This window comes from Colwellia sp. 1_MG-2023 (assembly GCF_030546755.1).
In the GTDB taxonomy this organism is placed as follows: Bacteria; Pseudomonadota; Gammaproteobacteria; order Enterobacterales; family Alteromonadaceae; genus Thalassotalea_H.
On record NZ_JAUOPE010000005.1, the window covers coordinates 52,728 to 66,557 of the forward strand.

13 protein-coding genes and 1 pseudogene are annotated in these 13,830 nt (G+C 36.2%); 10 read left to right on the forward strand and 4 right to left on the reverse strand.

All coding sequences use genetic code 11. The features are described 5' to 3' along the window. Positions 1–90 precede the first annotated feature (90 nt). Together Q4493_RS07260 and Q4493_RS07265 are read left to right on the forward strand one after the other, a co-directional pair. A complete protein-coding gene (locus Q4493_RS07260; RefSeq protein WP_303450906.1) occupies positions 91–552 on the forward strand; it encodes a GNAT family N-acetyltransferase in 462 nt (153 codons plus the stop codon). Between the two features lie 74 nt (positions 553–626). After that, a pseudogene (locus Q4493_RS07265) lies at positions 627–778 on the forward strand (transposase); the annotation flags it as partial. Between the two features lie 58 nt (positions 779–836). Here the strand turns inward: Q4493_RS07265 and Q4493_RS07270 are convergent. Continuing rightward, positions 837–1,673, reverse strand: coding sequence for a hypothetical protein (locus Q4493_RS07270; RefSeq protein WP_303450909.1), 837 nt, complete (start codon positions 1,671–1,673; stop codon positions 837–839). Between the two features lie 14 nt (positions 1,674–1,687). Further along, positions 1,688–2,056: a GntR family transcriptional regulator gene (locus tag Q4493_RS07275; protein ID WP_303450911.1), complete on the reverse strand. Its 369-nt coding sequence runs from the start codon at positions 2,054–2,056 to the stop codon at positions 1,688–1,690. 157 nt (positions 2,057–2,213) lie between these two features. On the opposite strand from Q4493_RS07275, the gene Q4493_RS07280 reads away from it, so the two are divergent. The 3 genes from Q4493_RS07280 (at position 2,214) to Q4493_RS07290 (ending at position 4,680) form a co-directional block, all read left to right on the forward strand. Further along, a complete protein-coding gene (locus Q4493_RS07280) occupies positions 2,214–2,450 on the forward strand; it encodes a hypothetical protein (protein ID WP_303450914.1) in 237 nt (78 codons plus the stop codon). Positions 2,451–2,515: 65 nt separating this feature from the next. Then, on the forward strand, positions 2,516–3,877 hold the full coding sequence (locus Q4493_RS07285; protein ID WP_303450915.1) for a S9 family peptidase: 1,362 nt from the start codon (positions 2,516–2,518) through the stop codon (positions 3,875–3,877). Between the two features lie 224 nt (positions 3,878–4,101). Then, positions 4,102–4,680: a hypothetical protein gene (locus tag Q4493_RS07290; RefSeq protein ID WP_303450918.1), complete on the forward strand. Its 579-nt coding sequence runs from the start codon at positions 4,102–4,104 to the stop codon at positions 4,678–4,680. Positions 4,681–5,001: 321 nt separating this feature from the next. Here Q4493_RS07290 and Q4493_RS07295 read toward each other — a convergent pair whose 3' ends face one another. Beyond that, the gene (locus Q4493_RS07295; RefSeq protein WP_303450920.1) at positions 5,002–5,700 is read right to left on the reverse strand and encodes an ABC transporter substrate-binding protein; all 699 of its coding nucleotides are present in this window, start codon (positions 5,698–5,700) and stop codon (positions 5,002–5,004) included. Between the two features lie 122 nt (positions 5,701–5,822). Then, the gene (locus Q4493_RS07300; RefSeq protein WP_303450923.1) at positions 5,823–6,224 is read right to left on the reverse strand and encodes a cupin domain-containing protein; all 402 of its coding nucleotides are present in this window, start codon (positions 6,222–6,224) and stop codon (positions 5,823–5,825) included. Between the two features lie 221 nt (positions 6,225–6,445). On the opposite strand from Q4493_RS07300, the gene Q4493_RS07305 reads away from it, so the two are divergent. The 5 genes from Q4493_RS07305 (at position 6,446) to Q4493_RS07325 (ending at position 13,825) form a co-directional block, all read left to right on the forward strand. Then, the gene (locus tag Q4493_RS07305) at positions 6,446–6,853 is read left to right on the forward strand and encodes a VOC family protein (protein ID WP_303450926.1); all 408 of its coding nucleotides are present in this window, start codon (positions 6,446–6,448) and stop codon (positions 6,851–6,853) included. A 228-nt stretch (positions 6,854–7,081) separates the two neighbouring features. Next, entirely contained in the window at positions 7,082–8,953 is a 1,872-nt protein-coding gene (locus Q4493_RS07310) for a tetratricopeptide repeat-containing diguanylate cyclase (RefSeq protein ID WP_303450929.1), read from the forward strand. Then, on the forward strand, positions 8,943–10,193 hold the full coding sequence (locus Q4493_RS07315; protein WP_303450931.1) for a GGDEF domain-containing protein: 1,251 nt from the start codon (positions 8,943–8,945) through the stop codon (positions 10,191–10,193). Before Q4493_RS07310 ends, Q4493_RS07315 begins: the two co-directional genes overlap by 11 nt. 273 nt (positions 10,194–10,466) lie before the next feature. Beyond that, on the forward strand, positions 10,467–12,770 hold the full coding sequence (gene parC / locus Q4493_RS07320) for a DNA topoisomerase IV subunit A (protein WP_303450932.1): 2,304 nt from the start codon (positions 10,467–10,469) through the stop codon (positions 12,768–12,770). Positions 12,771–13,051: 281 nt separating this feature from the next. Next, positions 13,052–13,825 (forward strand): EAL domain-containing protein, encoded by a 774-nt coding sequence (locus tag Q4493_RS07325; protein ID WP_303450935.1) that lies wholly within the window; start codon positions 13,052–13,054, stop codon positions 13,823–13,825. Positions 13,826–13,830 lie beyond the last annotated feature (5 nt).

The following is a 13,830-nucleotide window of genomic DNA, read 5'->3' on the forward strand; positions in this document are numbered from 1 at the left end:
ATGGACTCCACTCAATTGAAGCTTTATATCAACTTCACTATAGCACATTGCTAGCAATAGATGCCGAGTGGGGAGTCCATATCATTCTTTATGTGTCATAGAGGTATTGTGAAAATTTCAAATTTAGTAGATTATCCGAGTGCGATTGAGGTTGTCGCCAATTGGTATTTTAATGAGTGGGATCATAAGGATTCGGAAGCGACACTAGAAAGTGTTATCGAAAAGGTTTCTTCAATTTTAAACCGAACCGCATTTGTCGCTCATATTGATGGTGAATTAGCTGGAGCTGGAGAACTAAAATATCGCGAATACTCTGACTATCCGAGCTATAACAATTGGCTAGATGGGATCTATGTACCTACAGAACATCGAGGGAAAGGTATTTCAACAGCACTAATCGAGTTTGCTAAATCAAAGTCGTTTGAGTTACAAATACCAGCTATATATCTTCGTTGTGAAGATCATCTCGTGAAACTTTATGAATCCCATGGTTTTCAAGTTGTCTGTGCTGAAGAAACTAAGCTCATAATGGAGTTCAAAGTGAACACATAACAAACCACTTAAGACAGGACTTTGGTCTTCCCCCATTTTAGTGGACACCTCCTCATTACATTGAGGAGACTAAAATGCCTAAATTTACCCAGCCCCGAAAAACCTGGTTTATCCCATCGATTTCAAAATTAAAGCCGTCGTACTAAGTTATAAAGACGATATCATGTCTAAGGATGTTGCCAAGGCACTCAATATTCATCCGTTAATGCTCAGTCGTTGGTGTAAATTTAGTCCGAAATGATACTGTAAATGAAGCAAATATTTTCCCTCTACACTTACGCATTCTATTTATAAACACTCGGGTTAATAGGGTAATACTGATTTCTTGTTTTAAACACTATCGCTTGAGCGACCACACAAGCAATGAGGTTAATATAGCTTTCGTTTAGCTGAAACATATCGAATAACAGCACAATAACTACAAAACCACTAAACGCAGTAAGTGATGATGTAAGATATTTAAGTTTATCAGATAGTTTCAGTGCCCTTTCCTCCTGTTCAATAAAGTGGTCTTTTTTCTGCCCGTATACTAGTTTCCAGATCATGCCGCTTATATACAGAACCACTGCTGTACTGAGCGCTATTAAGTACAAGACTTTACTTTCTGCTTGCATAGCTACGAAGTAATTGTAGGTAGCAAAAGCAACAGAGAAAGCGTACATCACTATGCCCACCACCACTCGGTGAATTGAAATATAACCTGTTAAGTGGTTGCATTGCAGTTGAGCGGTACGGACTTTAGGATACCGCGTAGATAGGATTTGACTATTCTGTTTGCACCAGTAACCTGAAATAAACAGCGGGGCAAGTTGTATTAAAGCGATCATCAGCATCCAATCTGCTATGACGTTTTGCGTTTTACCTTCCAAATGCAACACAATAAAGGTTGTCAGACCAATGGTAAACGCCAGATAATCAAGCCACTTTCTAACTATTAGACGTTGACGTTCAGTTTGTTCATCTTGCGCATATAAATTTGTAAACACCGTTTGCGGATACTTGGTTAATAAAACCTGTCGACGCTTTCGCCATGTTTTGGATATAAAGATTGAAATAAAAAATAGCTGAAACAGAAAGACGAGGCTAATCAGCAATACAGGGGGGTCATTAAAAAGATTCATAAGACTATATCTCTCTACTTCATGGCGGTTGTAAAAGCATTACGTATTTCAGAATCGGTGAGCCCGAGCTCACGAAGTTGCTTAACACTGGCTGTAATAACAGTTAGTGCTGTTGTATTTAGGTCTGTTTCGCAATGTTCTAGTGCCTGTTCGTGAATGAAAGTCCCCCGGTATCCTTTACCAATAATCACACTGTCTCTTTCCAATAATTTGTATGCCTTGGACACAGTATTGGGATTGATACCCAGATCATTTGCCAGTTGGCGAATAGAAGGTAATAGCATGCCAGGCTTGAGGTTTTTGCTTGCCACGCCTTGTTTAATCTGGTCCACCAATTGAGTAAAAATGGGTGTATCACTCTCGATGTCTATTGCAATATTCATAGCATTTGTAGTCTCTCTTATTCTCACGCCACAAGCTTATTTTGCGAATTATACAACAAATTAATTCGTTGTACTACTTGACATAATAGAACAACTAAAATAGATTGTATTACTTGTTCTACTAGTACATCAATTGCCACTAAGAGGGTTATCCACTATGAAATGCGTTACCGGAAATAAAAAATCTATTGCTTTTAGCCTTGTATGGGCAGGCTTCATACTACTCAGTGCTTACCTATCTCAAGGGGAAGACTTTGCCTCTACCGCGTTAATCTTTGCGATCACTGGTTGGTATATTTCTTATCATTACTTCTTTAAACCGCAATCAGCTGGTTGTTGCAGACAAAAAACATCTGCCAACGGTTCACATATTCACAATGATGGGAGTAACTAATTATGACACCGATTAAAATACTAATGTCGATAGCCTTGCTGATATTCAGCGTTACTAAACATGCAGTGGCAGAATCAACACAAAACAGTGATATTGCAGGGAGTTGGCAGGGGGCCTTGTCAGTATCTGGTCAGAGCGTGCCGCTGTTATTTCATATTAACCCTGATTTAACAGCGAGCATGGACAGTCCTGCACAGGGTGCAACTAATATTCCCATTGAATCGGTAACAATTGAGGGACAAAAAATTTCTATTAATGTTGCGGTCGCACAGGCAACATTTACAGGTGAATTTAATAAACCAAATAACACAATAGAAGGTCATTGGAAGCAAGGACCAAACAAGCTTCCGTTGAAACTGGAAAAAGTGATAGAAGCGGTTAAGACTGTCATTAATCGACCTCAACATCCTACACCGCCATTTGACTATGTAGTAGAAGAGGTTACATTTAAAAACCATAACATCAAGCTAGCAGGCACTTTAACTTTGCCTTCATCAGAAGGAACGTATCCTGGCGTTGTGCTAATCAGTGGCTCTGGACCACAGGACAGAGACCAAACTTTTATGGGCCACAAAACGTTTTTAGTGATTGCTGATTATCTTACTCAGCATGGTATAGCTGTGCTGCGTTTTGATGACAGAGGCGTTGGTAAATCAACCGGTAACTTTGACACTGCTACCAGTGCTGATTTTGCGCAGGACGTATCAGCCGCGATAGACTATCTTTCTTCTCATAAGAATATTGCAAAAGACAGCATTGGTTTAATGGGTCATAGTGAGGGCGGGCTGATAGCACCAATTACAGCGAGCTCAAATCCCGATGTCGGTTTTGTGGTGTTACTTGCCGGGCCGGGCCAAACCGGTAACGATATTTCTATTTGGCAAGTGAAATCTTTTCTACGCGCCAATGGGTTAAGTCTTCAAGCTGCAAAGGCAGGCAGTGAAATTACGGGCGCGTTAAACCATACGGTGATGACTAACCGCGATATAGACAATCTAGCGTCAGAGCTAGAGCTTTCCTACGATAAAAAATGGCAAACTTTTCCTGACGACATAAAAGCTGAAATAAAAGCCATCGGCGGCGGTAAACTGTCCAGCCCTAGAGTGCAGCAGTTAAGTACAAAGTGGATGAAGTACTTTTTACTGCATAACCCTCAAACATACTTGAGAAAATTGACCATTCCAGTGCTGGCAATACATGGTTCCAAAGATACACAAATGGACATGGCACAGAATCTCGACAAAATTCGTGATGCGTTGCAAGAACAAGCGCATCCTCTTACTCAGGTTAAGGAGATCCATGGTGTTAACCACCTATTTCAACGAGCTAAAAGTGGTTTAATGTCAGAGTATTCACAGATTGAAGAAACCATGTCACCTGATGTGTTAGAACTACTCGCCAATTGGGTGCTTAAGGTGGGGACTTGACACGATGTCTATTCGCTGATGACGCACATCTCAACTTTGAAACTTCAGGGAATTAATATGAACCTTAAACAAATACTGTTTGCAGTCATTGAGTTGCTTTTTGCAATGCACTCGAGTGTAGCTGCGAAGAACAGATAGAGCCTAAAAAAACAGACTAGTAAAGCAAGAAGTTAAGCTTTCAGTTCCTACTGACCAGAAAGATGGATTTAAGTTCGGTAATTATTTTGACTTCAGTAACAACAATTACAAGCAATGAAAAAGGCGTGGGCAATATTTTTTGCTATATTTCCTACGCTATTACTGTAATAATTTTTATTTCAATATTTAAAGCACTATTAAAGGGTGAAGTAAATGTAGCCTTTTTATATACGTCATTCTTACTTTTCTGCCTAGTTATTTATCTTATTGGGCGCTTTATTAATAAAAATTTTGACCGCCTTGGAGAAACCCCTTTAACTGTTAGATCAACTGAAATACATAAAGGTTTAATGCATCAAGCATCAATTTTGATAAAACAAAACAATTTTAGCAGGGTCAGAAACGTTTTATTAAAATGTTTATATACAAGATATTCATACTCTGGTGGCACGGTTCTACCAAATGTTATTTATGAAGTACACATACCCATACGTCCTGAGTTTGATGGGAATTCCACAGCATTAAATTTTGAATTTGAAATACCTGAAAATATGCTTAGTTCAGATGATAAGTCGTCGAAGGTCAGGGTAGAATGGCAGTTGTCCTTTAAGTTTCTTGACGGCATAGAAGAAGTGTCTCGAACTTGGACGATAAAAGTAAAATGATCTGCTTATTTTTCAAGAATTGTACAGTCATGTGTATACCTTTTAGTTTGAGTCTGAAGCTCGAAATGATAAAGTAAAGATAGGACATTCTTTGTCCTGCCCGTTCTGTTTCAATAAGCTAATAAATATTGTCACTTTATGGTTTAATAAGTAAGTAATTTTGTCAGTTTATGGTTGATTTTCTCTATCCAAAGAAAATAGCAGTTGTTATTTATATTAGCTTATAAGTTAGGTTGATTTGTCACCTTAGGCTTTAAATCACTTTCAATGTAATTCACTTATATTTATCAGCACCGCTTAGTTTTATTATGGCGGTGCTTTTTAAAAGCTATTTCCCTCTTTTTTACACTGGCTAATGCCTTTATTAATTAGTTCTAATAATTGGTCAAGATCAGTTGCTCTATTAGAAATATAAAAACTTATTTCTTTGTTATCAATTTGAAAAATATTTGCGCCCTTTAATAACTCTTTATCTACATTTGAAAGTACTGTAGTGGGTAATATTGTGCCAACGACTCTAGATTGAGTGGCCATTTTTACCGCTTGTTCATAGGAGTCTACTTCGTGTGGCGTAGCATTTAATTTTTCGATCATATCAATGATATTAGAATGTCTTAATCCTGCTATTTTAATATTTGATAAGTCGCTTAATTTATTCAATGATTGATTTGCCGTAATGAAAAAATAAGTCATATTTAAAAGCGGATTAGCATAGATAGCTATCTCATTGCGTTTTTTCGTTTTAGCTAAACCTACGGCGATATCTACATTTCCATTTTTTAATTGAAATAAAAGCCTAGCGACAGGCAATTCTCGAGGAGTATATTGAATATGTGCTACATCTAAAGCACATTGGAAAATCTCACCGATACTACCTTGAATTTTATTATCTTTATAAAAAAATTCAGGGCCCCCTGAGCCATTTACACCAAGATTATAATGTTGAGCGAAAATAGGTGAGCTTAAAAAAGTTATTACACATAGGTAAATAGAGAGCAGTGCTGTACTAATTACTTTCATCGATAAAAAATTAATCCTGAGCTTTGCAAAAATCACCAAAGATGATTATAAATTCGATTTCGTACATTAATTATAGCTGTTTTATTATTTATGCCATTAGTTTATTTTAACATCATTGTTTTTTATTCGACAAAGTATCTATCTTTACCGATGAATTTAGGGGTTTGTATTGATAATACTTTTAACGGTATTTTAGAGGTTACTTTAACGGAATGAACAACGCCTTTATTCACTCTAATAAAGTCGCCCGGTTTAATGATTTGTTTAGTGTCGTCTAAAAGAAACAAGCCTTCCCCCTCTAAAACATAAATTAGTTCAGTATGTTCTTTATGAAAGTGAGATTTTACTTCGTTTCTAACAAAAATAATAAACTCTGATGAACTATCACCACTGCTAAGTTCATCAATGTGTAAGTTTTTCATATCGCTTGGAGCAGTATAACTACTTAAGTCAGCACCGGCTAAGCAAGGGGTTGTTAAAAAGAGAGAAAGATAAAATGATAAAAATTTAACATTGAAATTCATGGTTAATAAAGTGTAAATAAAATGTATTAATACAGTTATAGCAGAAAATTACTTGCTTTGTTAATTCGCATTTTTATTTGTTGGTGTTTTAGGTTGCATAAGTTGTAGATATTGGTTGCTTCGATATAGATAGTTTTTCAAATTTTCAGCGAAAGGTTTTTACGTTATGCTACATCGAGTATATTTATTGTCATTAAACGTATTATCGGACGATTAACACTATGATTGAGCACAGACTACTTCGCAGTATTTGCCATGCATCTTTAGGCACTAATGATGTTTCACAAGCTAAAGCTTTTTATCAGCCTTTACTAAAAATACTTTCGATAGAGTTAGTCTGTGAATATGAAAATGCGATTGCTTTTGGTAAAAACGGCTATCCGGAGTTTTGGGTACAAATTCCTTACGATCAAAAAGTGTCGAGTCAAGGCAATGGCGTACATTTTGGTTTTGTTGCCACGAATAAAAATCAAGTCGATGACTTTTACCAAAAAGCACTGGCGTTAGGTGGTAAGGATAATGGGCAACCGGGTGTTAGACCTGAGTATGGCGATAAATATTATGGTTGTTTTGTTTCTGATCTTGAAGGAAATAAAATTGAAGCGTGCTATTGGCAGCTAGATAATTAGGTGTTGCTTAGTTTTTATTTGAAACTATTTTGTTGATTTTAAAGGGAAATATAGAGAAATTAAAACGAGGTAGTTAAATAATGAAAATTGACTTTATCATTGTCTTAACTTCGTTTTATACTGACGCTCTTAAAATTATCGTCATAATTATTAACATAAAGAGGTATTTCATTGTTTAGAGGTTCATTCAATTTTTTAAAGTTGCTACCCCCTCTAGTGATGAGTCTTTTGTTGTTGATAACGGGTCAAGTAAAAGCTTGGCAAGCTATTGAGAATAGTACTTTCGACGCTTTTATTCAAAAAGCGGAATCACTTAAAGATATTAATGTTGCACAGGCTTTTAGGTTTTTAGAGGCTCAAAGTCAGCATTTGTCGTCATTATCAATTGAAAATCAATTAATTTATAACAAATTATTAGCGGAACTGTACGTTGAGCAAGCGCAATATCAACAAGGCTATAATCTCGCTAGCGATGCATTAAAGTTAGCAAGAGGGTTAACAAGCCCCAGTATTACCTCCTCAGAGATTCTATATGCAAGGGGCTTTGCTTTAGAAAGTTTGGGAGATTATCAAGCTGCTCGCGAAGATTATTTGAATGGACTAGAAATTGCTGATTCATTAAATAATAAAAAAATTCTCGCCATTGGTTTGGTTAACCTTGGAGCGCTAGATTATTTAATGGAGCAGTTTGATCGTTCGCTTATTATGTTTAATGACGCTTTAGCCATTGCTCAAAAAATAAATGATGATGAATTGTTAGGTTATATTTCTGGCGAAATGGGCATTTTATACAGTCTGATAAATCAAGAAGACAAATCACTTAGTTATCATAAAAGCGCCTATGAGTATTATATAAAAGCGGGAAAAGTACTTTATGCCATTAATACCTTACGAAACATTGCGTCTAGTCATTCAGTCAATGAAAGATATGAAGAAGCGATTGAAGTATATGAGCAAGTACTTGAAAATATAAATGAAATTTCAAATAACGAATTAATTGCTTCTGTATATTCTGGTATGGCTTGGGCACAAGTTAAACAAAAAGATAGTGATCCTGAGGCGTCTTATCAATATATGCTTATCGCGAGTCAATACATAGATCAAACAGAACAAGTAGATATTCCCATAGCGCATGCCCTTGATAAAGGCTACTTATTTTTGGAACTTGGACGCTATCAAGAAGCGTTAGACAATATGCATATTGCAACTGAGTATTTAAAGCAATATGAAGGCAGTGATCAGAAAATTGTCACGACTATCTCAAAACTAAATTTATTGTATTTAAAAGCTGAAACATATTTCAAAATTAAAGATTATCAACAAGCTTATCAAGCGCAAGATGAATTTATATCTTTCGCACTTTCATTACCTGAAAAAAGTAATGTTGATGAAACTGAAGATCTTAGAATGCGCTATGAAAGTGAACAGGCTGATTTGCAAACCAAAATATTAGAACAAAAAGAGTCTGTTCAGTCTTTATTATTATCAGATGCTAAAAATGAGGTTAAATATCGTCAAATATTTATTACTGTTTTTGCGTTAGTAGCATTAGGTTTAGCATGGATATTAATAAAAATTATTAGGGGGCAGAAAAAATTACTGAGAGCAACAATCACCGACAGATTGACAAAGGTTGCCAACAGAGCTCAATTATTGCAATCAGGCGATAGATTATTTACGCAAGCGAAAACTGACAATACTCGCTTAAGTGCAGTTACCATCACTGTTGATAATTTAAGACAAATTAACCTTGAGCATAGCCATAATACTGGCGATTTCATTTTAAAGAAAATTGCAGAGTTAGGACTTGAACATATCAATGAACAAGGGGTTTTTGCTCGATTCGATGCGGGTAAATTTGTCGTTTTACTTATCAATAACACTGAGCAACAAGTGAATGTTATTGTTGATAAAATAAGATTATCAATTGCACAAAATAACTGGTCAGAACAAAACGTTATCCATGTATCTATAAGTATTGGCATTGCACATTTTCATCCGGATAAACATCCAACATTAGCATCCTTGCTAACAAACGCCGATTTGTTAAAGCATCAAGCGAGCAATGAAGAAAAAAATAAGGTAAGCGATGATGAATAATATAATGCCTTATTCAATACTCTTGTTTTTATTGTTATGTTTTTCTAGCGATTTGCGCTCAGAAGAACAACTAAATAAAGCGCCGACATTATTAGATGTTGGTCAGCCTGAAGAATCTCACCTTCTCGATAGCGAAAAACCTTTTCCGGTAGATGCAAAAATAATAGCTTTATTAGAGAGCAGTGAAAAAGAGCCTTTGGTAGCTGCATCTCTGTTATCTAAAGTGAACGAAATTAGTCAAAACTTTAATATCGCTGAAAAGTACTTAATGTTGATTATTCGCGCTAATATCATTACAGAAGATGCAGATATTCATAAAGCGATCAATTGGTTAAATAAAGCTATTTTACTTGAAAATAAAATAGCTTATGCACAATTGATACTTCCAGAGTTTAATCAAATACATTTAAATTTAGCAAAGAGGTATATTCAATTAGCTCAATATAAATCAGCTTATGAGCAAAAAAATAAATATTTGGATAAATATCGTGATTATAGAAAGCAGTTAAGAGAACAGCGCTTAGCCAAGTTAAATGCTAAATACGAGACTGATTTAAAAGTGAAAAAGAATGAATTATTAAAAACCGAACATGAATTACAACGCTTACAACTACAAGAAACAGAAAAGGAAGCGGTGGTTCAACAGCGTAATATTGGAATTTTACTGATCACTGCCATTATTTTTATCGCGCTTTTAATTCGACAATTAAAAATCAATGCTACGTTAAAAAGACTTACCGAACGTGATAATTTAACGCGGTTGTTCAATCGTCAATCTTGTTTTGAACAAGGTGAGATACTGATAGAGTCGGCGTTAAAGTATCAACATGATATCAGTCTAATCCTTATTGATATTGACAATTTCGAACAAGTGAATCAACAGTATGGTTATGTTATTGGTGATGAACTGATAAAAGGTATCAGTGAATTAGGTAAAGAAACTATTCGACCTCGTGATATTTTTGCTCGTATCGCTGGCGAAGAATTTGCGGTAATTTTACCACAAACTAATCATGAACAAGCCAAAGCGATTGCTGAGCGTTTTCGAGAAAAAGTACAACACTTTCGTTACGTTTATCAAGAAGAACAACTACAACTAACAATCAGTGTTGGCGTCGCGACATTGTCACAAACGCAGAAGAATTTTGGAGCATTAGTTAATGCCGCAGATTCAGCATTAACCAAAGCAAAAAATACCGGTCGTAATCAAGTCTGTAGCTATATTAATCAAGATTGCTAATATTTATCAATTTCTAAAACTTTCTTTCATTCAGCTATTTTTTCCTCTGTGATAATCAGCTAAGCTAGACAAAGAAATAAAGGTTTACTTTCGCCTTAATCTATTCAAATTAATAATAATTAAAGTTCTTTTTAGTCATTTTTACATTAAAGAACAACAGGTTTTCATTAATGTTTATTTTTAAAAAGAAAATTTACGCTCAGCGTTTATTTGTTGATTAAAGTTAAACAAAATTAACAGTAGCTAAGTAGTTTATATTGGGAAAATTTATCCATGTCTGATGCGCTTGATTATAGTCTTGATGGTATTGAACAACGACCATTAAGGCAATTTACTGAAGAAGCTTATTTAAATTACTCCATGTATGTCATCATGGACAGAGCTTTGCCACATATTGGTGATGGCTTAAAACCTGTGCAGCGTCGTATTGTTTATGCCATGTCTGAACTTGGTTTGTCGGCTGCAGCTAAGTATAAAAAGTCAGCACGTACCGTAGGTGATGTGCTCGGTAAATTTCATCCGCATGGTGACTCTGCCTGCTATGAAGCTATGGTGTTGATGGCGCAACCTTTTTCTTACCGTTATCCATTAGTTGATGGTCAAGGAAACTGGGGTGCACCAGATGATCCTAAGTCATTTGCTGCGATGCGTTATACAGAATCAAGGTTATCCCGTTTTAGTGAAGTGCTATTAAGTGAGCTTGGTCAAGGTACGGTTGACTGGTTACCTAATTTTGACGGTACGATGAAAGAGCCAAAAACGCTGCCCGCACGCCTTCCTCATATTATGTTGAACGGTATTACGGGTATTGCGGTGGGGATGGCAACGGATATTCCGCCACACAATGTTAGAGAAATGGCTAATGCGTGTGTCAAACTCATTGAATCACCTAAAACTGAAATTGGTGAATTATTAGAGGTTGTTAAAGGCCCTGATTATCCTACGGATGCTGAAATAATTACCCCGGCTGCTGATATTGAAAAAATCTATCAAACCGGTCGCGGTAGCATTAAAATGCGGGCGGTTTATGATATTGAGCATGGTGAAGTGGTCATAACGGCATTACCTCATCAAGCATCTGGCGGCAAAATTTTAGAACAAATTGCTGCTCAAATGACAGCTAAAAAGCTGCCTATGGTTATTGATTTACGTGATGAATCTGATCACGAAAATCCGACTCGATTAGTGGTTGTTCCTCGTTCTAATCGCGTTGATATTGAACAATTAATGCAACATTTATTTGCCACGACAGATTTAGAAAAAAACTATCGTGTAAATCTCAACATGATTGGCTTAAATAATAAGCCAGCCGTTAAAAATTTAAAAAGCATTTTAAGTGAATGGATAGAGTTTCGTCGTGAAACGATACGTCGACGCTTACAATATCGTCTAGATAAAGTGCTTGCTCGACTGCATATTTTAGATGGTTTATTAATTGCGTATTTGAATATCGATGAAGTCATTGAAATTATTCGTAATTATGATGAACCGAAAGCAGAATTAATGTCCCGATTTTCGCTTTCACAAATTCAAGCGGAAGCGATTTTAGAAATTAAACTTCGTCAATTAGCGAAGTTAGAAGAAATTAAAATTCGCGCTGAACAAGATGAATTAAATCAAGAACGTGAAAAATTAGAAAAAATCTTAGGTTCAAATGCGCGCATGAATACCTTAATGAAAAAGGAAATTCTTGAAGCGGCAGAAAAATATGGTGACGAAAGACGCTCGAAAATAATCGAACGTACTGAAGCGAAAGCGTTATCAGAAAAAGATTTAGTGCCAAGTGAACCTGTGACCGTGGTTGTTTCTGAAAAAGGCTGGGCTCGTTGCGCTAAGGGACATGACATTGATGCTAAAATGTTAAGTTATAAAGCGGGTGATGAATATTTATGCTCAGCAAAAGGGCGAAGTAATCGTCCAGTCGTTTTTATTGACTCTTCAGGTAGGGCATATACCACCGACGCTCATACTTTACCAACCGCCAGAAGCCAAGGAGAGCCGTTAACAGGACGTTTTAATTTATCTACAGGTGAAAACTTCGAACAAACGTTAATGGCCGATGACGACGCTAATTACTTATTAAGCAGCGATGCAGGCTATGGCTTTGTTGGTAAATTTTCAGATATGGTTAGCCGAAATAAAAATGGTAAGGCCTTATTAAGTTTACCTGCGAATGCCAAAGTGATTGAACCTAAAGCAATTACTGATCTTGAAAATGCCTTGGTGCTTGCGATCACCACTGAAGGAAGAATGTTGGTATTCCCTGTGAAAGATTTACCGGTTTTAAGTAAAGGTAAGGGCAATAAAATCATTAATATTTCTTCAGCACGGGCAAAATCAAGGGAAGAGTATGTAACGTTGCTTGAGGTTATTACTGATCAAGATGCGGTGACTTTACATGCCGGAAAACGAAAATTAACCCTCAAAGCAAGTGATATTGAGCATTATCGTGGTGAAAGGGGCAGACGTGGTAATAAGCTGCCTCGAGGATTGCAGCGAGTCGATCGTGTTGAAGTTGAGTCGCCGGTTCAAGTGGCATCAGAACAATCAGATGCACCGGAGCCAAGTGGGGCATAATCTATTAAAAGTAGGTTATTGCTTAGTTTAACTTTTATGTAACCAGTTAAGTTTACTGGTTGAAACGATTATTCCCTCTGATTAACAAAGGCCTAGCACGTAACCCATCTTGTTACTTGCTAGGCCTTTTTAATGCGTGACATTTTAATTATTAGTTTTTGAACATTAAAAGATAATGACTACACATGGGAGAATTACAACGTAATTCCTACGCTACATTTAAGTTTTGTCATAAAACTGTCATCTAAAACTCCTAAACTTTTAAGTGAAAGGAGATTTCTGTGTATAAGATTATTCAAAACATTATCCGTAACAAAAAGATCACGGTAGTTTTTCAACCTATCTTTAATATTACCAACCAAACTATTGTCGGTTATGAAGCTTTATCTAGAGGCCCTGCTGATAGTATTTATTACGCGCCTGATGTGCTCTTTAAAGCGGCGACTGATTGCGGATTATTATCTGAACTTGAAATATTATGTCGTGATACCGCGATTCAACAATTTGCCAACTTACAATTAACGGGTAAATTATTTCTCAATATAAGTCCCTTAGTGCTTTTAGATAAAGCGCACCCTCAAGGTGAAACGATAAAGCTTGTTGAAAAAGCAGGTTTAAATTGTCAGCAAATTGTTATTGAGTTAAGTGAGAAATATCCTTTTCCTAATGCTGAGACTTTAAGTCTAGCGTTAGCGAAATATCGGGAGTTTGGCTTTGATGTCGCTATCGATGATCTTGGTGCTGGGTATTCAGGTTTAAAAATGTGGAGCCAATTACGTCCGGATATTGTCAAAATTGACCGCTATTTTGTTGAACATTGTCATTTAGATAGTTTTAAAAGGAAGTTTCTCAAAGCAATATTTGAATTAGCTAAATCGGCTCAAGCAAAAGTGGTGGTAGAAGGCATAGAAACCTTTGAAGAATATGAGTTATTAAGACAGTTAGGCATGAGTTATGCCCAAGGTTTTTATTTATCAAAACCCAGTGCAAACCCTATACGTGATTATCCACGGTGGCTTGAACAAGATTCACTTTATTTCCAATTAAATGCTTGATGAAT